At 68.1% G+C, this 25,779-nt stretch carries 19 protein-coding genes; 9 read left to right on the top strand and 10 right to left on the bottom strand.

The window, feature by feature from the left end; translation table 11 throughout:
• The 7 genes from FXN61_RS18920 to FXN61_RS18890 form a co-directional block, all read right to left on the bottom strand.
• Positions 1–1,117 (bottom strand): RICIN domain-containing protein (locus FXN61_RS18920; protein ID WP_167975376.1); only part of this gene is annotated, 1,117 nt, incomplete at its 3' end.
• Positions 1,118–1,175: 58 nt separating this feature from the next.
• Positions 1,176–2,477, bottom strand: coding sequence for a ricin-type beta-trefoil lectin domain protein (locus tag FXN61_RS18915; protein WP_167975375.1), 1,302 nt, complete (start codon positions 2,475–2,477; stop codon positions 1,176–1,178).
• Positions 2,478–2,496: 19 nt separating this feature from the next.
• Positions 2,497–3,798, bottom strand: a complete 1,302-nt coding sequence (locus FXN61_RS18910) for a CE1 family esterase (RefSeq protein WP_167975374.1) — start codon at positions 3,796–3,798, stop codon at positions 2,497–2,499.
• A 46-nt stretch (positions 3,799–3,844) separates the two neighbouring features.
• Entirely contained in the window at positions 3,845–6,700 is a 2,856-nt protein-coding gene (locus FXN61_RS18905; RefSeq protein ID WP_167975373.1) for a glycosyl hydrolase family 95 catalytic domain-containing protein, read from the bottom strand.
• A gap of 79 nt (positions 6,701–6,779) precedes the next feature.
• On the bottom strand, positions 6,780–8,087 hold the full coding sequence (locus FXN61_RS18900) for an extracellular catalytic domain type 1 short-chain-length polyhydroxyalkanoate depolymerase (protein WP_167975372.1): 1,308 nt from the start codon (positions 8,085–8,087) through the stop codon (positions 6,780–6,782).
• The gene (locus FXN61_RS18895) at positions 8,084–9,493 is read right to left on the bottom strand and encodes a glycoside hydrolase family 43 protein (RefSeq protein WP_167975371.1); all 1,410 of its coding nucleotides are present in this window, start codon (positions 9,491–9,493) and stop codon (positions 8,084–8,086) included. Before FXN61_RS18895 ends, FXN61_RS18900 begins: the two co-directional genes overlap by 4 nt.
• A gap of 86 nt (positions 9,494–9,579) precedes the next feature.
• Positions 9,580–10,956, bottom strand: a complete 1,377-nt coding sequence (locus FXN61_RS18890) for a glycoside hydrolase family 10 protein (protein ID WP_167975370.1) — start codon at positions 10,954–10,956, stop codon at positions 9,580–9,582.
• 719 nt (positions 10,957–11,675) lie between these two features.
• On the opposite strand from FXN61_RS18890, the gene FXN61_RS18885 reads away from it, so the two are divergent.
• Entirely contained in the window at positions 11,676–12,962 is a 1,287-nt protein-coding gene (locus tag FXN61_RS18885) for a glycoside hydrolase family 6 protein (protein WP_312877842.1), read from the top strand.
• 65 nt (positions 12,963–13,027) lie between these two features.
• On the opposite strand, the gene FXN61_RS18880 is transcribed toward FXN61_RS18885, so the two are convergent.
• Positions 13,028–15,403, bottom strand: a complete 2,376-nt coding sequence (locus FXN61_RS18880; RefSeq protein ID WP_246291737.1) for an RICIN domain-containing protein — start codon at positions 15,401–15,403, stop codon at positions 13,028–13,030.
• A 365-nt stretch (positions 15,404–15,768) separates the two neighbouring features.
• On the opposite strand from FXN61_RS18880, the gene FXN61_RS18875 reads away from it, so the two are divergent.
• From FXN61_RS18875 to FXN61_RS18845, 8 genes are all read left to right on the top strand, one after another.
• Positions 15,769–16,545, top strand: coding sequence for a FadR/GntR family transcriptional regulator (locus FXN61_RS18875; protein ID WP_246291736.1), 777 nt, complete (start codon positions 15,769–15,771; stop codon positions 16,543–16,545).
• A gap of 136 nt (positions 16,546–16,681) precedes the next feature.
• Positions 16,682–17,737 carry a LacI family DNA-binding transcriptional regulator gene (locus FXN61_RS18870; RefSeq protein ID WP_223165506.1) on the top strand — a complete coding sequence of 352 codons (1,056 nt, stop codon included), beginning with the start codon at positions 16,682–16,684 and terminating at the stop codon, positions 17,735–17,737.
• 272 nt (positions 17,738–18,009) lie between these two features.
• Complete coding sequence (locus FXN61_RS18865) at positions 18,010–18,756, top strand: SGNH/GDSL hydrolase family protein (RefSeq protein WP_246291735.1); 747 nt, start codon at positions 18,010–18,012, stop codon at positions 18,754–18,756.
• Positions 18,753–19,022 (top strand): cellulose binding domain-containing protein, encoded by a 270-nt coding sequence (locus FXN61_RS52290; RefSeq protein ID WP_312877841.1) that lies wholly within the window; start codon positions 18,753–18,755, stop codon positions 19,020–19,022. Before FXN61_RS18865 ends, FXN61_RS52290 begins: the two co-directional genes overlap by 4 nt.
• Positions 19,023–19,060: 38 nt before the next feature.
• Positions 19,061–20,518, top strand: a complete 1,458-nt coding sequence (locus FXN61_RS18860) for a glycoside hydrolase family 62 protein (protein WP_167975368.1) — start codon at positions 19,061–19,063, stop codon at positions 20,516–20,518.
• A gap of 67 nt (positions 20,519–20,585) precedes the next feature.
• Positions 20,586–22,217, top strand: a complete 1,632-nt coding sequence (locus tag FXN61_RS18855; protein WP_167975367.1) for a glycoside hydrolase family 27 protein — start codon at positions 20,586–20,588, stop codon at positions 22,215–22,217.
• A complete protein-coding gene (locus FXN61_RS18850) occupies positions 22,214–24,169 on the top strand; it encodes a family 43 glycosylhydrolase (protein ID WP_167975366.1) in 1,956 nt (651 codons plus the stop codon). The genes FXN61_RS18855 and FXN61_RS18850 overlap by 4 nt, the downstream gene beginning before the upstream one ends.
• Positions 24,170–24,234: 65 nt before the next feature.
• Positions 24,235–24,630, top strand: coding sequence for a hypothetical protein (locus tag FXN61_RS18845; protein ID WP_167975365.1), 396 nt, complete (start codon positions 24,235–24,237; stop codon positions 24,628–24,630).
• Here the strand turns inward: FXN61_RS18845 and FXN61_RS18840 are convergent.
• Together FXN61_RS18840 and FXN61_RS18835 are read right to left on the bottom strand one after the other, a co-directional pair.
• Positions 24,627–24,893: a hypothetical protein gene (locus tag FXN61_RS18840; protein WP_167975364.1), complete on the bottom strand. Its 267-nt coding sequence runs from the start codon at positions 24,891–24,893 to the stop codon at positions 24,627–24,629. The two genes, FXN61_RS18845 and FXN61_RS18840, sit on opposite strands and share 4 nt — an antisense overlap.
• A complete protein-coding gene (locus FXN61_RS18835; protein WP_188135231.1) occupies positions 24,890–25,711 on the bottom strand; it encodes a phytanoyl-CoA dioxygenase family protein in 822 nt (273 codons plus the stop codon). Before FXN61_RS18835 ends, FXN61_RS18840 begins: the two co-directional genes overlap by 4 nt.
• Positions 25,712–25,779: the final 68 nt, after the last annotated feature.

Genomic DNA, 25,779 nt, shown 5'->3' with positions numbered 1-25,779 from the left:
CCAGGCACTTGCCCGTCACCTGCAGCGCTTGTCCGTTCTGGGTGAACTGCTGGTTGGCGTTGGTGTGGCAGTCCCACGTGATCATCTGAGTGCCGTTGGTCGTGCCGCCGCCGTTCACGTCGAGGCAACGGCCGGAGGCCTCGCCACGCAGCCGGAACGTGGTCGGGTTGGGCGTGGTCGTGGTGCTCGTGGGGCCGCCGCCGCCCGCGAACTGACTGATGAACTTCCACGCCTCGCCGGACGTCCAAGTCCGCCAGCCGTCGCCGCCGCCGTCGATCGGGCCCGGCGTGTGCCCGCCGTCGAACGCGGCCCACACCACGGGATAGCCCTCACGGCAGCCGCTGTAGGCGGTGACGATGTGGGTCCTGCTGCCCTGACTCGGTTCGCGCGGATTCTGGGCGGTACAACCGTTGTTGCGCACGAACCTGTCCCGCAGCCCGCGGCCCGCGGAGATGTTGAGGACGTTGTCGCTGATGCCGTGGATACCCATGTACCCGATGGGCTGGTTGCCGCCGTCGCAGCCGCTGAGCTGCCCACCCGCGTAGACCACGACCGCGCGGAACACGTTCGCGCGGGCGCAGGCGAGCGCGTACGACATGCCGCCTCCGTAGCTGAAGCCACCGGCGAAGCGTTGCGTGGTGTCGATGCACAGCCCGGCGTCGATCCGGCTGATCATGTCGTCGACGAACCTCAGGTCCTGGCCGCCGGAGTTGGCCCAGCCGTTGCCGTTGCCCTGCGGGGCGACGAAGATCGTGCCGTTGTTCGCCTGGTCGGAGAGCCGCCGCAGGCCGTAGTACGACCAGTTGTACCCGTCGGATCCGCCGGAGTCGACGTCGTTGCCCGTGCCGCCGTTCCAGTGGAAGCCGAAGAACAGCCGGTACTGGCGGTTGCTGTCGTAGTTGGGAGGCAGCCGCAGGATGAACGAGCGGTTCTGGCCGCCGCTGTTGATCGTGTGCTGGCCGCTGTTCAGCGCCGGTGGCTTGCCGCATCCCGCGGTCCCCGCGGTGATCCCGGCGTGGCCGTCGGGAGTCGTGCCGCCGAGCGCGATGCCGGCCGCGCCGAGGAAGACCACGGCGCTGGCGGCGGCCAGGGCGATCACGATCCTAGACCGGGACATGGCAGGGCCCCTTGTGGTGATGGAACATCGTTGTCCCTTCGGTTGTCACACTGGTCGGCTAGGCCTTGGCCCAGCGTTGGTTGGTGCTGCCGTTGCAGGTCGCCACGGTCGCGGCCGCGCCGTTGGCCGTACCGGCGGAGTTCAGGCACAGTCCTGTTTGGACGCTGGTGATGGTGCCGTTGGTGTTGATGTTCCAGTTCTGGTTGGCGCCGCCGTGGCAGTCCCAGATCTGGACCTGCGTGCCGGAGGCCGCGTTGTTGGGTGCGTCCAGGCACTTGCCCGTCACCTGCAGCGCTTGTCCGTTCTGGGTGAACTGCTGGTTGGCGTTGGTGTGGCAGTCCCACGTGATCATCTGAGTGCCGTTGGCCGTGCCGGCGGCGTTGACGTCGAGGCAACGGCCGGAGGCCTCGCCACGCAGCCGGAACGTGGTCGGGGTGGGCGGGGTGTCGCCGGTGAAGAACTTCCACACCTCGGTCTTGACCCAGCTGCGGGCACCGCTCTCACAGCCCGCGCACCCGTCCACCGGTCCCTGCTGGTGACCGCCGTCGAAGGGTGCCCAGACCACCTGGTAACCGGCACGGCAGCCCGAGTAGTAGGTGGTGATGTGCGTGTTGCTGCCCCGCGCGGGTTCGGGTGCGTTCTGCGGGGTGCAGCCGTTGTTGCGGACCCACCTGTCGCGCTGGCCCCGTCCGGAGCCGATGTTGTCGCTGATGCCGTGGATCCCCATGTACGCGACGGGAGCGGTGCCGCCGGAGCACCCGCTGATCTCGCCCGGTGAGGCGATGGCGGCGATGGCGCGGAACATGGTCGGGCGTGAGCACGCGAGCGAGATGCTCATCGCGCCGCCGTAGCTGAAGCCCAGCGAGAAGCGCTGCGCCGGGTCGACGCAGAGGTCACCCTCGATCCGGCTGATCATGTCGTCGACGAACCGGACGTCCTCGCCGCCGGAGTTGGCCCAGGCGTTGCCGATGCCCTGCGGGGCAACGAAGATCGCCGAGTTGTTCGACAGCGCCTTCAGGCCGTAGTGGGCGTAGATCGCGCCGTCACTGCCGCCGCCGGCGACCTGGTCAGCGGTGCCGCCCCACCAGTGGAAGCCGAAGACCAGCCGGTAGCGGCGGTTGGGGTCGTAGTTGTCGGGGATGCTCAGGATGAACTGACGGGACTTGCCGCTGCTCTGGATCGTGTGGGTGCCGTTGCGCAGGGTCGGTGCCTGGCCGCAGGCGGCCGCCACCGGGCCGGAGTCGCCGGTGGCAGGGGATGCCGGTTGTGCGTCGGCCACCCCGCCACCGGCGAGCAGCAAGGCGGTGGACGCGGCAGCGACCAGCCACCGCGCCCTCCGGAGAACGTTGTTCTGTCGCATGGGATGTTCGCACTCTCTGTCAGGAGGAGATGGCGCAGGTCTTGCCGTTGAGGGAGAACGAGTCCGGCGCGGAGGTGTTGCCGGTGTGGGTGGCCTGGAAGCCGATGCTGATCGACGCGTTCGGCGCGATGTCGGCGTTGTAGTCGACGTTTCTCGCCGTCACCTGGCCCGACATGGGGGAGTAGCCGGCACTCCAGCCGCCCGTGATCGTCTGCCCGCCGGGCAGGGTGAAGGCCAGTGACCACCCGCTGATCGGCGCCGTGCCCGTGTTCGTGATGGTGATGGTCGACGTCAGGCCGGTGTTCCACGCGTTGATCGCATCGCTGACCTTGCACTCCGCGTCACCGGGCGGAGTGGTGGTCGTGGTGCTGGTCGTGGTCGTGGTCGTGGTGGTAGTGGTGCCACCGCCCCCGAACTGGCTGATGAACTTCCACGCCTCGCCGGACGTCCAGGTCCGCCAGCCGTCGCCCCCGCCGTCGATCGGGGCCGGTGTGTGACCGCCGTCGAACGCCGCCCACACCACGGGATAGCCGGCCCGGCAGCCGCTGTAGGCGGTGACGATGTGGGTCCTGCTGCCCTGACTCGGTTCGCGCGGATTCTGGGCGGTACAACCGTTGTTGCGCACGAACCTGTCGCGCAACCCGCGCCCCTGGGCGATGTTCAACACGTTGTCGCTGATGCCGTGGATCCCCATGTAGGCGATGGGCTGGTTGCCGCCGTCGCAGCCGCTGAGCTGCGCGCCGGAGTAGACCACGACCGCGCGGAACACGTTCGCGCGGGCGCAGGCGAGCGCGTACGACATGCCGCCGCCGTAGCTGAAACCACCGGCGTAGCGCTGCGTTGTGTCGATGCACAATCCGCCGTCGAGCCGCCGGACCAGGTCGTCGATGAACGTGGTGTCCTGACCGCCCGGGTTGGCCCAGCCGTTGCCGTTGCCTTGCGGCGCCACGAAGATCGTGCCGTTGTTCGCCTGGTCGGAGAGCCGCCGCAGGCCGTAGTACGACCAGTTGTAGCCGTCGCCGCCGCCGGAGTCGACGTCGTTCGCGGTGCCGCCTCGCCAGTGGAGGCCGACGAACAGGCGGTATTGGCGGTTGTTGTCGTAGTTGGGCGGCAGCCGCAGGATGAACGAGCGGTTCTGGCCACCGCTGTTGATCGTGTGCTGGCCGCTCGCCAGTGCGGGCGGCTTGCCGCATCCCGCCGTTCCCGCCATCGCGCCGACGTGGCCTTCGGGAACCGTGCCGCCGAGCGCGATTCCCGCTGCGCCCAGGAACACCACGGCACTGGCGGCCGCCAGTGCGACCACGATCCTATGCCGGGACATGGCAGGATCCCTTGTGCTGATGGAACATCGTTGTCCCCTTCGGTTGTCACACTGCTTGGAGTTGGAATCGCTGGTTCTCGGCCCCGGACGAGGTCCACTGGGAGATCCGGGCGCCGTCGGCGGCCGATGCCTCCCAGACGTCCATGGCCAGGCCGCTCTGCCGGTTGACCAGGCTGATCACCCCGCCGCCCTGGTCGGCCACGCGCCACTGCTGGCTGGTCGCGCCGGTGTCGTTCTGCTGGGTGATGTCGGCGCCGTTGCTCGAGCTCGCGACCTGGAGCACGAGACCGCTGTGCCTGGCCCGGATCCGGTAGTAGCCACCGCCCGCGTCGAGGAAGTCGAACTGCTGGTTGAGCCCGGTGGTCTGCGACCACTGCTGCAACCGCGCGCCCGCCGCGGTGGACACGCCGCTGATGTCCGCGTACTTCCCGCTGTGCCGGGCGACGAGGCGGTAGTACACCCCCGGCCGGACCACCGGTCCCGATCCCGTTCCCTTGCCGGTCGCGCGGTAGGTGTGTCCGGTCAGGACGGTGAACTCGGCGACGCCGGGCTCCGGCTCCGCCGGTTGGATCACGGTGCCGGTGGTCGTGTCCCGCAGCTCGTAGGTGCCGGAGAAGATCCGGTTCCGGATGCGGACCGTGCCGTCGCGGTCCGGCGTGACGGACACCGTGATGGCACCGTCGGCACTCCAGGTCGCGCCGACCGTGTACCCGCCGCGCCCGCGCAGACCCGTGACGCTGCCGGCGGGCCAGGCCGGTGGCAGCGCGGGCAGCACGTGCAGCTCGCCGTTGTGGCTGTGCAGCAGCATTTCGGCGATGCCGGAGGTCGCGCCGAAGTTGCCGTCGATCTGGAACGGCGGGTGCAGGTCGAACATGTTGGGCGCGAGGCGGTCCGTTCTCACGAGGGAGCGGATGAGGTCGTGCGCCCTGCCGCCTTCCTCCAGCCGCGCCCAGAAATTGATCTTCCAGGCGAGCGACCACCCCGTGCCGTCGTCGCCGCGCAGCTCGAGCGTCCTGCGGGCCGCGGTGTGCAGCTGGGGAGTGCCGCGCCTGGTGATCTGGTTGCTCGGATGCAGGCCGTAGAGGTGCGAGACGTGCCGGTGGTTCGGCTCGGTCTCCACCCAGTCGTGGAGCCATTCCATGACGTTGCCGCGCGAGCCGACCTTCGTCGGCGCGAGCCGCTGCCGGGCCGCCCGCACCTGCGTGCGGAAGTCGGCGTCGACACCCAGCACCTCGGACGCGGCGGCGCAGCCGTCGAACAGGTCGCGGAGGATCTGCATGTCCATCGTCGGCCCGGCGCACACGCTGGCGTTCGTGTGGTGGTTGAGCTCCGGCGAGTTCGACGGGTTGGTGACGAGGTACCCGAGGCTCGGCTCGGTCACGAGCGTGTCGAGGAAGAACTGCGCGCAACCCTTGAGCGCCGGGTAGTACGTGCGCAGGAAGTTCACGTCGCCGGTGAAGCGGTAGTGGTCCCAGATCATCGTCGAGAGCCACGCACCGCCCGTCTGCCACATGCCGGCCGCGGCGAAGTCGACGACCGAGGAACCGCGCCAGGCGTCGGTGTTGTGGTGGGTGACCCAGCCGCGGGCGTTGTACTGCACCTGAGCCGTGCGGCCGCCGGTGACCGTGAGATCGTTGATCATGCGGAACACCGGCAGGTAGCACTCGCCGAGGTTCGTGGTGTCCGCGTGCCAGTAGTTCATCGGCAGGTTGGCGTTCAGGGTGTACTTCGAGTCCCACGACGGGGCCATCTGGTCGTTCCAGATGCCTTGCAGGTTCGCCGGTTGCGTGCCGGGGCGGGACGACGAGATCAGCAGGTACCTGCCGTACTGGAACAGCAGGACGGAGAACTGCGGGTCGCTGGTGCTCGCGTGCCGGGTGATGCGGACGTCGGTCGGCTGGTCTGCCGCCGCCGTGCGCCCGAGGTCGAGGGCGACCCGCCCGAACAGCGCCTGGTAGTCAGCGACGTGCCGGGCCCGCAGGGTGTCGTACGCGATGCCCTGCGCGGCGTTCAGGCGGCTGCGCGCGATGCCCTGGTAGTCGCCGTTGACCGTGCGGAAGTCGACGTAGCTGGTACCGATGGAGATCAGCACGGTGACCGCGTTGGCGTTGGACACGCGCAACGTGCCACCGGAGCTGCTGGTGGTGCCGCCTTCCGCCACCGCTCTGGCCAGCGCCAGGAACCGGACCGTGCCCGCGATTCCGCGCTGGGCGCCGGAGATGCCGTCCAGTGCGATCGTCGTGCCGTCCACAGTGGACGCCGTCGTGCGCTGTGGTGAGCTGAACGAAGCCGTGAACGAGATCGAGCCCGGTGTCTCCGCGGTCAGGCGCACGGCGATCACCTGGTCCGGCGCGCTCGCGAACACTTCGCGCCGATAGCGCACGTTGTTCGCCGTGTAGGTCACCACGGTCGTCGCCGTCGTGAGATCGAGCCACCGCTGGTACCCGGACACGCTCGCGGAAGGCAGCGTCAGCCTGAGATCGCCGACCGGCTGGTAGGCGAGCTGACCGGCCGGGTTGCCCAGCATCGCCTGGTCGATCAGCGTCTGCGCCTGCGTCCACTGGTTGTTGAACACGAGCTGTCTGATCTGGCCGAGCGCGCCCGCGCCGCGCGGGTTGCTGTAGTCGTGGGGACCGCCCGCCCAGACCGTGTCCTCGTTGAGCTGCAGGCGTTCGGTGTCGGTGTTGCCGAACACCATCGCGCCGAGACGGCCGTTGCCCACCGGCAGCGCGCGCAGCCAGTCGGAGCCGGCCGAGCGGTCGTACCACAGCGCGAGGTCGTTGATCGCGCGCACGTCGGCGGGTGCGGAAGAGGCGGCGTTGGCGGTCGCTGTCCACCCTGCCTGCGTCAGCACGACACCCGCGCCGAGCTTCATGAGCTGCCGCCGGTTCAGGTCGGACATGCCGGTCCTCCAATGGGTTTCGCGGTCGTTGAAGCACTCCTGGTGGTGGCCACCAGGAGTGGGGATCGGTCGAGGACGGTCAACTCACGGCGCACCGCACGTCGTTGAGCGTGAAACCGCCGGCGGGTGCGCTGTCGCCGGTGTGCGTGGCCTGGAAGCCGATCGACACCGAACCGTTCGGCGGTATTTGCGCGTTGTAGTCGGCGTTGCGCGCGGTCACCTGGCCGGTGGCGGGGGAGTAGGCGGCGCTCCAACCGCCCGTGATGGCCTGTCCGCCCGGCAGCGTGAACCGCAGCTGCCAGCCGTTCACCGCGGCGGTGGACGTGTTGGTGATGGTGATCGTCTCGGTCAGGCCGGTGTTCCAGGCGCTGACCGAGACGGTCACCGCGCACTCGCCGGGAGGCACCGGCGTTGTTGTGGTTGTTGTGGTGGGCGGAGTGGTGTCCAGACCGAGGAAGGCGATCGAATACGCGAGCATTCCCGCCATCGGCAGGCTGTGCCCGGTGCCCTGGATGCTGATGCCCTCGACGGCCGCGGCGGCGCCGGTGGTGCCGTAGCGGGTGCGGGTCCAGCTCTGCTGAGGCTGGTCGGTCGACGACGGCGTCCTGCTCACCGCGTGGAGGTTGGTCCACTGGTCGAGCTGTTCACCGAAGTTCGGGTACGCCAGCGTGGTGTCGGTCGTGCCGTGCCACAGCTGCATTCGCGGGTAACGGCCGGTGTAGCCCGGATACATCGCCCTCGCCTGGTCGCCCCACTGCTGAGGGGACTTCAGCAGGTTCCCGCCCGAGCACTGGCTGTTCCACAGCGACCCGTTCGTCGTCGCGAAGCAGCCGGCAGGGACGCCGGAGAACGCCGAGCCCGCACTGAACACGTCCGGGTACTGGGCGGCCAGCACGTTGGTCATCATCGCGCCGGACGAGAAGCCCGCCACGACAATGCGCGCCGGGTCCACGTTGTAGCGCTGGCGTGCGTGCGACACCATCGACATGATCCCGGTGGAGTCGCTGCCTCCGTTGCGGCGCAACGCGTTGGCCGTGGACACGTCGAAGCAGCGGCCGTCCCTCGTCGCCTCCGGGTAGACGATCACGTACCCGTACCGGTCCGCGCCGGTGACGTAGTCACGTCCGTTGCCGTTGTGGACGGCGTCCGCGGATCCGGTGCAGTAGTGCACCATCACCAGCATCGCCGGACGCGCCGCGACCCTGTCCGGCACGTAGACGTACATGTTCAGGCCGGTCGGGTTGGTGCCGAAGCTCGTGACCCGGACCAGCGACGCCGCCAGTGCCGGTTGCGGCACCAGCGACAGCGCGACGGCGGCGATAAGCAGCACCAGCGCCGCGATGAGCGCGATGATGCCGAACCTGTCCGGGTGCGAACGGGTGTTCATTGGGCACCGGGCTTCGGGTCGAGCTGCGGGCTCATGCCGCCCGAGCCGAACTGCCACCAGTTCATGTTGAGCAGATAGTTGTTGCCGCCGCTGAACCTCAGGTAGAGGTCACGGGTGCCGGTCAACCCGCTCACCGGGCACGAGACGGTGGTCCACGTTTGCCAGCCGCCCGTGTTGGGCACCGTGCAGCGGCCGGCCAGAGCACCGGTCGGGCTGCCGGAGCGGACCTCGATGGAACTGCCGGCCGTGGTGGACGCGACGCGGGCGGCGAAGAGCGTTGCGCCGGAACCGAAGGCAACGTTCTTCACCTTGATGTAGTCGCCGTTGTTGATGAAACCGACGTTCATGCCGCCTTCGCTGGCGGCCTCGGTCTCGATGCCGTTGCCCCACGCGATCGTCTCGGCTTCCTGGCGGCCGTAGGGGTTGAGCGTGTCCGCTGGCGGTGGTCCGGCCGTCGTCATGTTCATGGTCGGGATGGTGCCGTCGGCGTTGTAGCTGAACTTCTCGACGGCGACGGAGCGGGTGAAGCCGCCACCGCCGGGCAGCGCGCCGTTGTGGTAGAAGAAGTACGAGCTGCCCTTGAAGTCGATGATGCCGGGGTGGTTGGTGAAGCTGCTGCCCTGGGTGGGCATCACGGTGCCGCGGTAGGTCCACGGGCCGGTGGGGCCGGGAGACGTGGAGTAGGCGATGAACTCCGAGCAGCACTTGGCGGCGAAGACGTTGTAGTACATGCCGTTGCGCTTGTAGACCCAGGGCCCTTCCTCGTAGAGGGTGGGCCGGTTGGGGTCACCGGTGCGGGTGCCGAACCCTGCCGTGGTGAGCGGGATCCTGTTGATGCCGCCCGAGTAGGAGATCATGTCGGTGTTGAGGCGGACGTACGAGAGGTTCGGGTTGCCCCAGTACAGGTACGCCTGGCCGTCGTCGTCGATCATGACCGACGGGTCGATCTCGCCGTTCTCCACCAGGGGACGGCCGAGGGCGTCGCGGAACGGGCCGGTGGGGCTGTCGGAGACGCCGACACCGATGGCGGGGCGTCCGGTGGCCTTGGTGACGACGGGGACGTACCAGTAGAACTTGCCGTTGCGTTCCACGGCCTGGCCGGCCCACGCGTCCTGTTTCGCCCAGCTGAAGGTCGCGAGGCTCATGGGGGAGCCGTGGTCGGTCCAGTTCACCATGTCGGCGGAGGACCAGACCCGCCACTCCTTCATGGTGAACCAGGTGGAGCCGTCCTCGTCGTGCCCGGTGTAGAGGTAGACCCGTCCGTTGTGGACCAACGGTGCCGGGTCGGCGGTGTAGATGTGTTGCACGATCGGGTTGTCCGCCCGTGCTGGGGTGGTCACCGTCAAGATCAGGCCCACCACCACGGCGAGGTGTGTCCAGAACCTTCGTGTCGTCGTCGCCATCATCGTCTCCCCGAGGGCAGGGGAGGCCCCGCAGCGGACTTCTCGTCCGATCCGCAGGGCCGTCCCCGCCGGTTGTGTGGATCGGGACGTCAGCTCGCGGTGCAGGTCGGGTCGAGTCCCGCTCCGCTTCCGGTGCCCTGGAAGCCGAACTCGGTGGACTGGCCGGCGGCCACGGAGCCGTTGTAGTCCACATTGGTCCAGTTGACGGTTCCGTTGGTGCCGCTGCGGTTGGCACTCCAGGAGTTCGTGACCGTGCCGTTCGACAGGGTCGTCGTGACCTGCCAGCCGCGCAGTGCGGCGGATCCGGCCGTGACCTTGATCGTGGCGACGAACCCTTCGTTCCACTGGTTCAGCGACACCGACGCGGTGCAGCCACCCGGACCGGGGCCGTTGGACGTGGTCGTGGTGGTCGTGCTGGTGGTGGTCGTCGTCGTGGGACCGGCCGAGTTCAGCGCGTTCAGAACCGACGTGTAGGCGGCCTTCTTGTTGCCGCCACCGTCGAACAGCAACGGGGTGCCGTTGGCGCGCCAGGAGTCGGTGTCGCGGATGCCCCACACGGTGATGCCGGTGCACCGCGCCACGGCGAGGCAGGCCCGCGTCACGCGGTCGTAGTTGGACGCCTGGCCGGACCCGGAGCCCTCGATGTCCAGCTCGGTGATCTGCACGTCGACGCCGAGGTTGGCGAAGTTCTGCAGGGTGGTCTGGTAGTTGGAGGGGACGGGGCTCTGGGAGTTGAAGTGGGACTGCAAGCCGACGCAGTCGATGGGGACGCCGCGGGCCTTGAAGTCCTGGACCATCCGGTACACGCCCTGGGTCTTGGCGTGGGACCAGTCGTCGGTGTTGTAGTCGTTGTAGCAGAGCTTCGCGCCGGGGTCCGCCGCGCGGGCCGCGCGGAACGCGGCCTCGATCCAGTCGTTGCCGGTGCGCTGAAGGTTGGAGTCACGACGCCCGCCGCTGTTGCCGTCGGCGAAGGCCTCGTTCACCACGTCCCAGGCGTAGATCTTGCCGCGGTAGTAGCTCGCGACCTGCGTGATGTGGTTCAGCATCGCGTTGCGCAGCGCGGTGCCGGACATGTTCTGCATCCAGCCGGGCTGCTGCGAGTGCCACGCCAGTGCGTGCCCGCGTATCCGCTTGCCCTGGTTGCGCGCGTGGTTCACGATCCGGTCGGCGTTGCCGTAGCTGAACCGGCCCTGGCTCGGCTCGGTCGCGTCCATCTTCATCTCGTTCTCGGCCGTGACCATGTCGAACTCGCGGTTCAGGATCCCGATGTAGGTCGAGTCACCCATCCTGCCCGCCGCGACGGCGGTGCCGAAGTAGCGGCCGCTCTGCGCGGCGGCGGCACCGAGAGTGGTGGCCGCGTTCGCCGGGGTGTTGTTGGCGACGAGGATCAACGACGCGCCGAGCGCCGCCGCCGCGACTGTCGAAACGATCGGGACAAGTGACACTGACCTCGATGTCAGTTTCATCTTCCACACTTTCGAAAATCGCCCGGAATGCCGGACGTGACGGGTAGGACGATCGGAGCGCGCTGGGCTGGAACCGGTGCGGCGGTACCGGTTCTGTCGGCGTGCGGCCAATCGCGGAGGTGCTGTTCCGCCCTCACCCGTGGCGTTGTGGTGGGCGGACTCCGGCGCCGGGACGTCTTCGGCGCCAAACGGAAGTGTTCACTGCCTTCTCCTTCGCTCACGTGCGATGAGCGTGGTGAGTGGGCATGCTGTGCTGGAGTGTGGCAGCTTCGTGTTCGCGCTCACAAGAAGGCGTCGGCGATTTTGCGGCGAGATTGAGCTGAACGGGCTACAAAAAGAAGGGAGCGCTCCCAATCTGCACATCGAAACAGTGGAGCGCCTTCTCGTGACGTGCTGTCGAATGGCCATTGCTAAAGTTAGCGCTAACATTTTTAGCGTTGACGCGCGATGGTGTCGTGGCTACGTTGGCCCGAGCCCGCACTGACATTTTCCGTGCGGCGAGCCAGTTCCTGCCGCACGTGGGAGCGCTCTCACAAATCCGCCGGACCTGTACCGCAAGCAACGACGCTGCGAGGACCTGAATGAGAGCAACCGATCCTGCACGCGCCGGCGCCTGTACGCCGACTCGTGGTTCCTCTGCTCAGCCACAACACCCGCACGGCACTCCAAGAGGCGACACGACGACACGGAGGAAGCGGGCGGCGGGCGCGTGCGCGGCCGTGGGCGTCCTCGTGGCCGGAGCCGTCACACTGGCGGTGGGAGGCGGCACGACCGTCCAGGCTGCGGAGTCGGCGTTCTACGTCGACCCGGTGAGCTCCGGCGCGAGATGGGTGGCCGCCAACCCCGGTGACTCACGGGCACCGGTCATCCGCGACCGGATCGCGTCGGTGCCGCAGGCGCGGTGGTACACGACCACCAACACCTCGTCGATCCGTTCGGAGATCAGCTCGTTCGTCGGCGCGGCCGCGTCGGCGGGGAAGATCCCGATCCTCGTGGTCTACAACATCCCCAACCGCGACTGCGGCGGCCCCAGCGGCGGCGGAGCGCCGTCCCACGCGGCGTACCGGGCGTGGGTGGACGAGGTGGCGGCGGGCCTGGCCGGCCGTCCAGCGACGATCGTGCTCGAACCCGACGTGCTGCCGCTGATGACCAGCTGTCAGAACGCGGACCAACAGAACCAGACCAAGGCGTCCATGGCCTACGCGGGCAAGAAGCTCAAGTCCGGTTCCGCCGGCGCCAAGGTGTACTTCGACATCGGGCACGCCGCGTGGCTGAACCCGGCCGAGGCCGCGAACCGGTTGCGTGGCGCGGACATCTCCAACAGCGCCGACGGCATCTCGACGAACGTGTCGAACTACCGCACCACCTCCGACTCGGTGAACTTCGCCAAGGCCGTGCTCAACGCCGTCGGCGACGGCCGCCTCAAGGCCGTGGTGGACACCAGCCGCAACGGCAACGGCCCGGCGGGCAGCGAGTGGTGCGACCCTCCCGGTCGTGCGATCGGTACGCCCAGCACGTCGAACACGGGCGACTCGAAGATCGACGCGTTCCTGTGGGTCAAGCTGCCAGGCGAGTCGGACGGCTGCATCGCGCCGGCCGGCCAGTTCGTGCCACAGCGCGCATACGAGCTGGCGATGGCGGCCGGTCCGACCACCACGACGACGACCACTACCACCACAACGGGCGGCAACCCCGGTGGTGGCTGCAAGGCGAGCCATCGTCTGCTCAGCCAGTGGCAGGGCGGCTACAGCGCCGAGATCGTGATCGAGAACCGCGGGTCGGCGATCAACGGCTGGACCTTCGCGTTCTCGGCTCCCGGCGCGACGGTCACGAACGGCTGGAACGGGACGTGGACCGACACCGGTGACGTCGTCCGGGTCACCAACGCGGCCTGGAACGCCTCGCTGCCGTCCGGTGGTCAGCAGACCATCGGCTACAACGCGAACTACACCGGCTCAACCCCGCCGTTCTTCTCCCCGACGTTGAACAGCACCGTCTGCTCGTGACGCGCACGTCCATGAAGGGCGCCTTCATCCACCTGAGGTCGGTGAAGGCGCCCTTCATGGCATGTTCAGTTGCGCAAGGCCCACTGCTGGTTCGTGCCGCCGTGGCACGCCCAGAGCTGGATCAGCGTGCCGTTCGCGGTCCCGTTGCCGCTGGCGTCGAGGCACAGCCCGGACTGCGCGCCGGTGATGCTGCCGTCGGCGTTGACGTTCCACTGCTGGTTCAATCCGCCGTGGCAGTCCCAAAGAATCGCCGCGGTGCCGTTGGCGGTTCCTGCGCCGGAGGCGTCCAGACACTTGCCCTGCACGGTGAGCTGCTTGCTGGACGTGTGGTTCCAGCGCTGGTTCGTGCCGCCGTTGCAGTCCCAGAGCCGTGCCTGGGTGTTGTTGGAAGTGCTGGCGACGTCCATGCAGCGGCTCGACTGGGTTCCGACGACCGTGACGTTCTCCCGGCCGCCGCCACCGCTGCCGCCCGGTCCGGCGTTGGCCATCACCGCCTGGGCTCCGGCCGGCCAGTTGCCGTTGGAGACGACGACGTTGCCGTTGACGACGTTGCCGCGGTCGCCGTTGGTCACGTTGGTGCTGTTGTTGGTCGACCAGTTGTTGGTGAGGGTCCAGTTGCCCATGTTCTCGCCACCCCAGTAGTTCGCGGTGGCCCACGTGCCGGTGGCGGAAAAGACGTTGCCGGTCGCGCGGTAGTACTTGGAGCCCTCGTCGAAGTAGAGCCCGAACCATCCACCGGTGCGCAGGCAGTAGTTGCCGCTGATCTCCGCGTTCGGGTTCCAGGCGAGCGTGTAGATGCAGCCTCCGTCGGTCATCTGCTGCATGACGTCGTGGACGTAGTTGTTGATGAGCTTGTTGTTGGACGCGGTGGTGGGCGTCGAGTACCGCGGCTGGTAGTTGTACAGACCGCGGTTGGCGTAGTGGTTGCTGCCGCCCGCGTCGTTGGCGCCCCAGCCGTAGCCGAGGGACAGGCCGGAGTACGGCATGTTGTAGACCTCGTTGTGGGCCACGGTCGCGGTGCTGACGTAGGTGTTGAGCACCGACACGTTGCCCCGGTACTCGATGCCGAGGTCGTGGATGCGGTTGTAGCTGACCGTGATGTCCCGGTTGACCATCCGCTGGTCGCTCGGGTGATGCGCGTCGGCGCGCACGCCGCCGACCACGATGCCGCCGGCCGAGTTGCGGGCGATCTCCGACTTGGTGACCGTGATGCCGGACGCGCCGAGCCCCACACCGCTGGCGTGTGCGTTGGCGTCGTTGCCGATGCCGATCGCGGTCTGACCGAGGTTGAAGAACCCGGACTCGGTGAACGTGATGCCGCTGGCCGCCGAGACCTGGACCGCCGCGGGCATCTGGGACCAGTGCGGCCGCACCGCCTCGAACTGCGCGCAGCCCTGCTGGCACGAGTTGATCCGGTCGGGAGGCCAGTTCTGGTTGCCCGCCATGTAGGCACCGGTCTGCTGGTCGGCGAACCCCTGGTTGCTGCTGGGGCCGAGCCAGGACGTTCCGGTGAAGGTGATCCCGCCGAACGTGATGTTGCGCGCCGGAGCGTCGTAGGTGCCGCCGACGTTGACCAGCGACTGCAACACCGGCAGTTCCACGTTGACGTTGTTCATGTTCTGCCCGGCGAGCGGGATGTAGTAGAGCGCGCCCGCGCTGGGGTTGATGTACCACTCGCCCTGCGCGTCGAGGAACTCGTACGCGTTCGCCAGGTACAACGGCCCGGCCCGGTGCGGCTTGCTGAGCGTGTCGTAGCCGAAGGTGTTGTTGTTCCACGCGGGCTGCTGCATCGTGAGGAAGTTCCCGGCGATGCTCTGCACCGGCGAGTACCGGTCGGTGAACGAGTTGACGCTCTCCACCTCGACGCGGTTCTGGTTCGCCAGGTTGTTCAGGTAGTTCAGCGCGCTGTTGGAGAAACGCATGCCCGTGTCGGTGAAGGTGAAGTCGGCGCGGTTCACCTGGGTTCGCGCGCGGGTGGCGATCGCACCGTTGACGTACAGCTGGCGGCTGTCGACGCCCGCACCGATGTTCGCCCGCCAGATGTTCTTCCCGGCGTCGGCGACCGACCACCCGGTGACCGCCCTGGCGCCGCTGATGACGGGACGCGCAGACGGGGCGGCCTGCCACAGCACGCGGTAACCGTTGTTGCCGGAGTCCGCCGCGGTGAACCGCAGCGGCTGCGCGAGCCGGTACACCCCGTCGGCCAGCTGCACGACGATGTCACCGGACATCGAGCTGTTGAGAGACCGCACCGCGGCCTGCGCCGCGGCCAACCCGCACGGCTCGCTGGCGGAACAGGTGGTGCCGGTGCCCGACGGGGAGGCGTAAAGGGTCGTGGTGGCGGCGGAGGCAGGGGGAGCGGTGGCGATCGCGGCGGTCACCACCATGGCGGCGGCGAGTGCGATACGCCGTCGTACAGCGGGAAACGAGGACGTGGACAAGGGACCTCCTGATGTGCGGGTGGTGCTGGATCAGCCTCCCGTGGCGGCGGACGGGGCAGATACGTGTGTCCTTTGTGGACCTGCTGTGGGTCGAGGTTTTGACCACGGCGGAGAGACTCACGCTGTTCGGGGTCGCCGCGGTTCGTTCACCAGGTGGCCGGCACCGGCGTCGCGTGCGGCGCGCTCCGGTGCACAAACGAAATCAGCCGATCCGGTCGGCGGCAGTCGGCGCGGTGGCGTTCGCGCAGCCGGCCGTCCGGCCGGTCCAGAACAACGCGAACGTAACTCGTATGACGTGTGACGTCAATGGTGTTACGTATACTGTCGGACCCACGTCATCCATGGTTGTGCGGCGCGACGGAGGCATGATGAAGGCGACAGGTTCGCAGGCCGAGCCGGGCACGTCAGCGGGGCCGGGATGGACGCGGCGACCGACCAGCCTGACCGCGGCGGTCACCGCGGAGCTCGTGCAGCGAGTCGTTCGCGGCATCTACTCTCCCGGCGTCACCCTGCCTCCGGAGCCGGTGCTCTGCGAGACCTTCTCGGTGAGCAGGACGGTGATCCGCGAAGCGGTGAAGGTCTTGCAGGAGAAGGGTTTGGTCCGGGTGCGCCAGGGTGCGGGCACCACGGTCAACCCGCAGACGCAGTGGAACATGCTCGACGAGCTGGTGCTCGGCGCCACGATCGCCGAGGACGAGACCCTCGCGGTTCTCGACGATCTCGTGGTGACGCGGCGTCTGCTGGAGTCGGACATGGCGCAGGTCGCCGCGCGGACGGCCGACCAGGACACGCTGGACCGGTTGCGCGCCTTGGTGGACCGGATGGACGAGCTCGTCGACGACACCCCCGCCTACGAGGAGCACGACCGCCTCTTCCACGACACGATCATGCAGGCGTCGGGGAACCGCATCGCCCGCGGTGTGGTGCGCTCGCTGGAGGCGCAGGCCATCAACACCCCCGGCTACCTTGGAAAAAGTGGGCGGGACATGTGCAAGGCGTCCAACCGGGGGCACCGTCGCATCTACGACCGCATCGCCGCCCAGGACGCGGCAGGAGCGGCGAAAGCCATGTTCACCCACATCACCGAGGCATGGCTCGTGCGCCGCGGTGAGGTCGGGGATCCAAGCCGCCTGAAGCGGTAGGAGCCCGTCCGCCGGACGCGTCCCTCCGCCAGGACCGTCCGGCGAACCTGATGTGAAAACGGGAGATCACAAGCATTTCGTGGAACCACCGGCCACAGACGTGGCCGGGCCCGTACAGCGGGGAGGCGGATCTGCGGTGGGGCGAACACGCGTGACATTGGCCGACGTCGCGGCGGCGAGTGGGGTGTCGATCACGACGGCGTCGCTCGTCCTGACCGGACGTGCGCGGGAGCTGCGCATCTCCGAGGCGGCCGAGCGCAGGGTGCGTTCGACGGCGCAGGAGCTGGGCTATCGGCGCAACACCCTGACGACGGGTCCGCGTGCCGGGCGCGTGCAGACGATCGGGTTCGTGTCGGACACCGTCGCGTCGTCCGGCCTGGCCGGCGACATGGTCAAGGGGGCGGTGGACGCCGCGTACCGGCGCGGGTTCATGTTGTTCGTCGGTGAGTCCGGCGGGGATCCGGTGGTGGAGCGGGCGCTGGTCGAGGCGATGTACGACCGGCGTGCGGACGGCGTGGTGTTCGCCGCCATGTACACGAGGGTGGTCACCGTGCCGGACGTCCTGTACGACGGACCTGCGGTGCTGCTCAACGCCATGCCCGCGACCCGCACGACCGTTCCGTCGGTGGTGCCCGACGAGGTGCAGGCCGGTCGTTCGGCCGCGAGCGTCCTTGTCGGGGCCGGGCACGCCCGCGGCGTCCACCTGATCGGCGCGGGACCGGGGGTGCGCGACGTCCCGCCGAACAGCATCGCCGCCACGCAGCGCCTTCTCGGCCTGCGCGAGGTGTTCACCGCGGCAGGGGTGGAGGTGGTCAGCGCGCACCGGTGTCCGAAGTGGACACCGGAATACGGCTACGAGGCCACCGCGGAGCTGCTGCGCAGTCATCGGCCCAAGGCGCTGGTGTGCTTCAACGACCGCCTGGCGTTCGGGGCGTACCAGGCACTCGCGGAAGCCGGGCTCTCGGTGCCCGGCGACGTCTCGGTGATCGGCTTCGACGACCATCCCATCGCCTCGTGGATGCGTCCGCGGCTGACCACGATCGCCTTGCCGCACCACGAGCTCGGCGCGCGGGCGGTCGCGGTCCTCGTCGAGATGCTCGAACGGCGCGGTCGCGACGTCCGGCCGCCGATGATCCACCGGGTGCCGATGCCGGTGCGCGAGGGTGGCTCAGTGGCGCGGCCACGTCGGTGAGCGAGCGTGTTCGCGTTAACAACGATGTGGCTTCAAACCAGATTGGCTGCTGGTGCTGATGGAGGTCATCTTCTTGGTGTCGAATGAGAATTCGACGTTGTCGAACGTGCAAAGCTAAAGGTTAGCGCTCACAATTTTAGCTTTGACCGAGTGTGACGGCCTCGTTACATTGCTGGAAGTCGGCCCCCTGCCGCTGACCGCTCGTCAACGACGACGCAGGGAGACCACCGCCTGCTCGTCTCGGGCACCTCGGTCTCCCGGGAAGGCTCACCATGCCGAGCCCGCTCAAGGTGCTGTGCGGTGTCCTGCTCGCCGCCCTGCTGGCGGCGGCACCCGCGGTCGGCCAAGCGTCCACTGTAGACGAACCGGTCACCCTCGCCGATCCTGTGCGCGTGATGCCGCTGGGCGACTCGATCACACAGGGCGGCTCGATCGGCGGTTATCGCCTCGATCTCGGCACGAAGCTGCGGGCGGCAGGGCACACCGTCGACTTCGTGGGCTCGCTGTCGGACGGCCCTGGCTCCATGCCCGACCGCAACCACGAGGGCCACCCCGGCTGGACCATCGCCCAGATCGACGCGAACGTCGTGAACTGGCTGCGCACCTACACCCCGCGCACGATCCTGCTGCACATCGGCACGAACGACATGTACGGCAGCGACCCGGCCGGCGCGCCACGACGACTCTCCGCATTGGTGGACAAGATCACCGCTCAGGCGCCGGCCGCGGACGTGTTCGTCTCGACGATCATCCCGATCCGGTTCGCGGACGCCACGGTGCGCGGCTACAACTCCGCCATCGTCCCGCTCCTGCGCGCGAAAGCGGCGGCGGGCAAGCGGGTGCACGTGGTGGACATGTACCCGGCGGTGCCGGTCTCCGACCTGCCCGACGGCATCCACCCGAACGCGCCGGCTACAGCAAGATGGCCACGGTCTGGTTCAACGCCCTGCGGTCCGTACCCGGCAGCATCGGCGACCCGCCGCAGCCCGGCGGCACGTGCACCGCGACGCCGCGGGTGACCGGCACCTGGAACGGTGGTTTCCAGGCCGAGGTCACCGTGGCCAACCCCACCGCGTCGGCCATCACCGGCTGGACGGTCCGGTTCACCCTGCCGGGCGGGCACACCGTTTCGCAGATCTGGGGCGGCACCGCCAGCGGTTCGGTCACGGTCACCAACGTCGCCTACAACAGCACGATCGGCGCGGGCGCCTCCGCCACGTTCGGCTTCATCGCCTCCGGTTCCGGCGCGGCGGCGGTCGGCACCGCCACCTGCGCCAGTCCGTGACCCCTGCCTCCCGACCCCTCCGACGACGAAGGGTGATCATGTTCTTCGCACGATTGTTCAACTCCCGCCGCACCAGGCTCGCGGCCCTCGCCGCGGTGCCGCTCATGGCGGTGTCCGCGCTCGCTGCGATGACGGTGCCTCCCGCGGCAGCCGCACCGGGCTGCTCGGTGACCTACTCCGCACCGTCCCAATGGGACGGTGGGTTCACCGCGAGCGTCGCTGTCACCAACATCGGTGACGCGGTCGACGGCTGGACGCTGACCTGGAGCTTCGCCGCCGGCCAGAAGGTGACACAGGCGTGGAACGCCCAGGTGACCCAGTCGGGCTCCGAGGTGACCGCGCGCAACGTTTCCTACAACGCGTCCATCCCCACCGGCGGCAAGGTCGAGTTCGGGTTCAACGGTTCCGCCACCGGCACGAACACCCCGAACCCCACGGCGTTCACGCTCAACGGCACCCTGTGCACCGGTGATGTCGGCCCCACCACCACGACGACGACCACCACGACCACCACGGGCAACCCTCCCGTCGGCAACCTGCCGTCGAGCTTCCGGTGGTCTTCCAGCGGCGCGCTGATCAGTCCCAAGCCGGACGGGGCGCACCCGACCGTCTACTCGGTCAAGGATCCCAGCGTCGTGTACCACAACGGCAAGTACCACGTGTTCGCCTCGGTGTACACCAACGGCTACAACCTGATGTACACGAGCTTCACCGACTGGTCGCAGGCTTCCTCCGCACCGCACTACTACCTGGACCGCACGGCAGTCGGTACCGGCTACAAGGCCGCGCCGCACGTGTTCTACTTCGCGCCGCATCGCCTCTGGTACCTGGTGTACCAAACGGGATCGAACGCGTCGTACTCCACGACATCGGACATCTCCAACCCGTCGTCGTGGTCGGCGCCGAAGAACCACTACGCCAACGGCATGCCGCAGATCATCCGCGACAACATCGGCGACGGCTACTGGGTCGACTTCTGGGTCGTGTGCGACAACGCCAAGTGCTACCTGTTCTCGTCCGACGACAACGGCCATCTCTACCGGTCCGAGACCACCGTGGCGCAGTTCCCCAACGGGTTCACCAACACCGTGATCGCGATGCAGGACTCGAACCAGAACCGGTTGTTCGAGGCCTCCAACATCTACAAGATCGCAGGGAAGAACCAGTACCTGCTGGTGCACGAGGCGATCGGGTCGGACGGCAGGCGCTGGTTCCGCACCTGGACCGCTCCTGCGATCACCGGTCCGTGGACCCCGCTGGCCGCCGAGGAGTCGAACCCGTTCGCCAGGCACAACAACACGACGTTCCCGAATGGACAGTGGACGCGTGACATCAGCCACGGCGAGATGATCCGCACCGGCGTGGACCAGACGATGGAGATCAGTCCCTGCAAGCTCCGCTTCCTCTACCAGGGCATGGATCCCAACGCCGGTGGTGACTACAACAAGCTGCCCTGGAAGCTAGGCCTGCTGACCCAGACCAACTCGCCCTGCTGACACCCCCAGGACCGACGCCGCCGGAAAACCCGCACCGGCGGCGTCACCCTGCGAGAAAGAGGCCATCATGCCCACCCGGCCCAGGAGACTGCGGCACCTCGCCGCCGCCGTGCTGACCGCGATCGCGACCATCACCGTCCAGCCCGCCGCCCACGCCGCAGCCGGCAGCCCTGCCCTGACCCCGCCGTTGGGGTGGAACAGCTGGAACAGCTTCGGCTGCGGCATCACCGAGGGCCAGGTCCGCCAGGCCGCCGACGCGATGGTGTCGTCGGGCATGCGTGACGCCGGCTACCAGTACGTGGTCGTGGACGACTGCTGGTTCGACCCGCAGCGTGACTCCGCTGGCAACCTGCGGGCGCACCCGACGAAGTTCCCGAGCGGGATGAAGGCGCTGGGCGACTACATCCACGCACGCGGGCTGAAGTTCGGCATCTACCAGGCGCCGAACGAGAAGACGTGCGCGCAGGGCGTCGGCACGCACCCCGGCTCGACCGGCAGCAAGGGCCACGAGGTCCAGGACGCCCGGTCGTTCGCGTCGTGGGGCGTGGACTACCTGAAGTACGACTGGTGCTCGGGCGCCGGCACCCGTGACGAGCAGATCGCCCGGTTCACGATCATGCGGGACGCGCTGCGCGCCACCGGCCGCCCCATCGTCTACAGCATCAACTCCAACAGCTTCCACGCGCCCACCGGCGACAAGTACAACTGGGGCGAGGTCGCCGACCTGTGGCGCACCACCGAGGACCTGCTGGACATCTGGCAGAACGGCAACGTCAACAGCTACCCGATGGGCGTGGGCAACGTCGTCGACATCACCGCCCCGCTCGCCGTCCAGAACGGGCCCGGTCACTGGAACGACCCGGACATGCTGGTCGTCGGCCGCCCAGGGCTCTCCCTCACCGAGTCCCGCTCGCACTTCGCGCTGTGGGCACTGATGGCCGCGCCGCTCATGGCGGGCAACGACATCCGCACCATGTCCGGTGACGTGAGCGCGATCCTGCGCAACACGCGGCTGATCGCCGTCAACCAGGACAGCCTCGGTGCCGGCGGGCGCCGCGTGCGGGACGACGGCGCCACCGAGGTGTTCGCCAAACCGCTCTCCGACGGCTCGGTCGCCGTCGGCCTGTTCAACCGGGGCAACGGCACCGCGACGGTCTCCACGACGGCGGCCCAGATCGGCCTGTCCGGCACCAACTTCACGCTGACGGACCTGTGGACCGGCGCGACGTCGGGTAGTTCGGGCACGATCTCCGCCTCCGTGCCCGCGCACGGTGTCGCGGCCTTCAAGGTGACCGGTGGCAGCCCGCTGCAGGCCACCACGTCCCGGCTGCGCGGGGCGGGGTCGAACCGCTGCCTCGACGTCGAGAACGCCTCCACCGCCGCCGGTGCCAACACCACGCTCTGGGACTGCCACACCGCGGCGAGCCAGCAGTGGACCACCTGGCCGAACGGTGAGATCCGCGTGTTCGGCGACAAGTGCCTCGACGCGTACAACCAGGGCACCGCCAACGGCACACGGGTCATCAGCTGGCAGTGCAACGGCCAGGCCAACCAGCGCTGGACGCTGGAGTCCAACGGGGCGGTCCGCAACGCCAATGCCGGTCTGTGCCTGGACGTCGAAGGGGCCGCGACGGCCAACGGCTCGCGGCTGGTCCTGTGGACCTGCAACGGCCAGGCCAACCAGAGGTGGTCACGATGACGAGGTGGACTCCTGCCGGGGCGGTCCTCGCCGCCCTGACCCTCGTGACCGGGGGCCTCGCCGCGACCACGGCGGCTCAGGCGGCTCCCGGCTGTTCGGTCACCTACACCAAGACCTCGGAGTGGCAGGGCGGGTTCGGTGCGTCCGTGTCCATCACCAACATCGGTGACGCGATCAGCGAGTGGACGCTCGAGTGGACGTACGCCGGCGGCCAGCAGGTCGGGCAGCACTGGAACGCCGAGATCACCCAGACCGGCGGCCAGGTCAGCGCGCGCAACGTCTCCTACAACGGATCCGTGCCCACCGGTGGCAAGGTCGAGTTCGGGTTCAACGGCACGTTCACCTCGGCCAACCCCGATCCGGCGTCGTTCCGCCTCAACGGCATCACCTGCAACGACACCGGAAACCCGACCACGACCACCACGACCACCACGACGACGACCACGCCCAGGCCCGCGTCGTTCACCAATCCGGTGGTGTGGCAGGACTTCGCCGACGGCGACATCATCCGCGTGGACGACGCGTACTACTACTCGGCGTCGACGATGCACTACTCGCCTGGTGCGCCGGTCCTGCGCTCCTACGATCTGGTGAACTGGGAGTACGCCGGGCATTCCGTGCCACGTCTGGACTTCGGCGCCAAGTACGACCTCAACGGCGGCAGGGGTTACGTCCGGGGAATCTGGGCGTCGTTCCTGAACCACCGCAAGAGCAACAAAACCTACTACTGGGGCGGATGCGTCGACTTCGCCCAGACCCACATCTACACCGCCGCCGCGGTGGACGGGCAGTGGTCCAAGCTGTCCACGATCAACAAGTGCTACTACGACGCCGGAATGCTGATCGACGACAACGACACGATGTACGTGGCCTACGGCAACACCACCATCAGCGTCGCGCAGCTGTCGCCGGACGGGAAGTCCGAGGTGCGTTCCCAGCAGGTCTTCCAGACGCCGCAGAACATCGGAACCCTCGAGGGCGCCCGGTTCTACAAGCGCAACGGCAGCTACTACATCTGGCTGACCAGGCCCGCGAACGGTCAGTACGTGCTCAAGGCGTCCAACCCGTTCGGGCCCTACACCGTCCAGCAGGTGCTGTTGGACATGCGCGGCCCGATCGCCGGCGGGGGAGTGCCGCACCAGGGCGGGATGGTGCAGACGCAGAACGGCGACTGGTACTACATGGCCTTCGTCGACGCCTATCCCGGTGGCCGCATGCCGGTGCTCGCGCCGATCACGTGGACCTCGGACGGCTGGCCCCGCGTCACCACCGTCAACGGTGCCTGGGGCGTGAACTACCCGATGCCGAACCTGCCCGCCCCACCGCGTCAGGTCAAACCGATGACCGGCGTGGACACCTTCGAGGGCACAAGACTCGGGCCGCAGTGGGAGTGGAACCACAACCCGGACACGACGAAGTACAGCGTCAACAACGGTTTGCGCCTCTCCACGGCGACCGTCACGAACGACCTGTACAACGCCCGCAACACTCTCACCCACCGCATCCAGGGCCCGAGCTCCACCGCCACCGTCACACTCGACCTGACCTCGATGCGCGACGGGGACCGCAGCGGCCTCGCGATGCTGCGCGACTCCTCGGCCTGGATCGGGATCAAACGTGACAACGGCCGCAACCGCGTCGTGATGGTCAACGGCCTGACCATGGACAGCAACTGGAACACCACCGGCACCGGCACGGAGATCGCGAGCGCGAACTTCACCGGCAGCCGGATCTGGTTGCGCGCCAACGCAGACATCCGTCCCGGCAGTGGCAGGCAGGCGCGCTTCTCCTACAGCACCGACGGGGTCAGTTTCACACCGCTCGGTACCGGCTTCACGTTGAAGAACGAGTGGCAGTTCTTCATGGGCTACCGCTTCGGCATCTTCAACCACGCCACACAGGCGCTCGGCGGTGCGGTCACCGTGCAGCGCTTCGACCTTTCCACCCCGTAGGGCAAGGCGGAAGGAGTGCTTTCCACCGCTTCGGAATCGGCAGGGGTACCGAACATCCTGGTCCCATGTCGCTGCACACGTTCAGGAAGGCAGGAATCACCCTCGCGGCTGTCGTGACAGCGTTCGCGGGAGTGATGGTGACGGGTCCGTCCGCGAGCGCCACCACGGCGCTCGCGGACTGCACGGCGAGACTGAACCCCCAGTACTGGAGCTGGACCGCGCAATGCACAGCGCCGCACACGGTCTCGATCCGGACGGACCGCCGGTGGTACTGGCTCCACCAGCCCGGCGTCATCTACACCACGTCGGGGACCAACAGCCGTCTGGTCGAACCCGGAACCCCTTGGCAAGGCAGGAACTTCGACATCCCGGAGCGGATGACCGTCCAACTCTGCCTGACCGCCTACCAGGACTCGACGGTGCTGATTGCACCGAAGACCTGCTACACGAGGTGGCCCTAGGTCAGCTTCTCGAAGAAGAACTCGTGCTTGAGGAAGGACGTGCCGTACTCGTCGCCCGGATGAGGCGGAAGCAGTTGGGCGGCCTGGAAGAGGCGCCAGCCGTCCCTCAGCGCGGCGACCCCGTCCGGGTAGGGAGGTTCGTCGGAGTCACCCGTGGTGGGCTGGGAGGCGCCCGTGCCGTCGTAGCGGGACCAGCCGACGACGTGGGAGTCGAGTGCGGAACTCGCCAGGTACAGCACCAGAACCTGCTGCCGGAGGGTCATGCGTGGCTCCTGTGTGCGGGACGGTTGGTGACGCGCGTGACCCAGTGCTCGACGTCGAACGAGTGGTCGCCGGTGAGGGCACGCCACAGCCGCACCCGGTTGAAGATCTCCAGCCGGGCGGTGGCGTTCTCGTACCACGGGAAGTACCGGCTCAGCTCGTCGACGACATCGGTGTCGGCCATGTCGGTGGTGTCCCACAGGCGCACCTGCGGCACCGTCGGATTGAAGCGGATCTTGAACATGTACCGGCGGATGTCGCTGTCGTTGCGGCGTCCGCCGTGCCAGATCCCGTGGTGCAGCAACAGGACGGTGCCCGCCGGGCAGACCAGGCGGGTCTGGCCGCGCAGGTTCTGGTAGCGGGCGGTGTCGCTTTCGTTGGTGCGGCGCAGATGGCTGCCAGGTATGACCAGCGTGCCGCCCATGTCGGGGGTGACCCGCTGCGGGTAGTACATGAGCTGGACGTCGAACGCGTCCGGCCGCACGTCGATGATCGCGTCGCCGTGCAACCCCTGCGCTCTGCCCTCGTGGGGTTCGCGCACGTGCACCGCGTGGTGATCCACGGTCGGATCCGGACCGACGAGACCACGCAGGGCGCCGGCGACGGAGAGAAGCTCGACGAGCCGCCGGGGGAAGGATCCTTCGGGATAGGCGTCGGTGACCGGGGTGCCGTACGGCACCTCCGGGATTCCGTTCGGCAGCAGTTCGAGTGCTTCCTGGTTCATCTCCGCCGGCACGACCGCGTCCATGCGCAGGTAGCCGTGCGCGACGAAACCGGCCAGCTGAACCGACGTGAGCAGCTGGGGAGCGCTAGTTCGCATACGACGAACGTAAGCGCGCCACTGTCTTGCGGCGTGGGTTGAAATCACCCACTACTGGTATTTTTTCA

The sequence above is a fragment of the Lentzea indica genome (assembly GCF_012184385.1).
GTDB lineage: Bacteria > Actinomycetota > Actinomycetes > Mycobacteriales > Pseudonocardiaceae > Lentzea > Lentzea indica.
Note: the sequence above shows the minus strand (reverse complement) of the source record. Positions and strands in the feature narration are given on the sequence as shown.

Excerpts from the sequence above, each read along its gene's own strand:
- FXN61_RS18915 (WP_167975375.1), bottom strand. The coding sequence starts at position 2,477 with ATGCGACAGAACAACGTTCTCCGGAGGGCGCGGTGGCTGGTCGCTGCC.
- FXN61_RS18910 (WP_167975374.1), bottom strand. The coding sequence starts at position 3,798 with ATGTCCCGGCATAGGATCGTGGTCGCACTGGCGGCCGCCAGTGCCGTG.
- FXN61_RS18905 (WP_167975373.1), bottom strand. The coding sequence starts at position 6,700 with ATGTCCGACCTGAACCGGCGGCAGCTCATGAAGCTCGGCGCGGGTGTC.
- FXN61_RS18900 (WP_167975372.1), bottom strand. The coding sequence starts at position 8,087 with ATGAACACCCGTTCGCACCCGGACAGGTTCGGCATCATCGCGCTCATC.
- FXN61_RS18895 (WP_167975371.1), bottom strand. The coding sequence starts at position 9,493 with ATGATGGCGACGACGACACGAAGGTTCTGGACACACCTCGCCGTGGTG.
- FXN61_RS18890 (WP_167975370.1), bottom strand. The coding sequence starts at position 10,956 with ATGAAACTGACATCGAGGTCAGTGTCACTTGTCCCGATCGTTTCGACA.
- FXN61_RS18875 (WP_246291736.1), top strand. The coding sequence starts at position 15,769 with ATGATGAAGGCGACAGGTTCGCAGGCCGAGCCGGGCACGTCAGCGGGG.
- FXN61_RS18865 (WP_246291735.1), top strand. The coding sequence starts at position 18,010 with ATGCCGAGCCCGCTCAAGGTGCTGTGCGGTGTCCTGCTCGCCGCCCTG.
- FXN61_RS18860 (WP_167975368.1), top strand. The coding sequence starts at position 19,061 with ATGTTCTTCGCACGATTGTTCAACTCCCGCCGCACCAGGCTCGCGGCC.
- FXN61_RS18855 (WP_167975367.1), top strand. The coding sequence starts at position 20,586 with ATGCCCACCCGGCCCAGGAGACTGCGGCACCTCGCCGCCGCCGTGCTG.
- FXN61_RS18850 (WP_167975366.1), top strand. The coding sequence starts at position 22,214 with ATGACGAGGTGGACTCCTGCCGGGGCGGTCCTCGCCGCCCTGACCCTC.
- FXN61_RS18845 (WP_167975365.1), top strand. The coding sequence starts at position 24,235 with ATGTCGCTGCACACGTTCAGGAAGGCAGGAATCACCCTCGCGGCTGTC.
- FXN61_RS18840 (WP_167975364.1), bottom strand. The coding sequence starts at position 24,893 with ATGACCCTCCGGCAGCAGGTTCTGGTGCTGTACCTGGCGAGTTCCGCA.
- FXN61_RS18835 (WP_188135231.1), bottom strand. The coding sequence starts at position 25,711 with ATGCGAACTAGCGCTCCCCAGCTGCTCACGTCGGTTCAGCTGGCCGGT.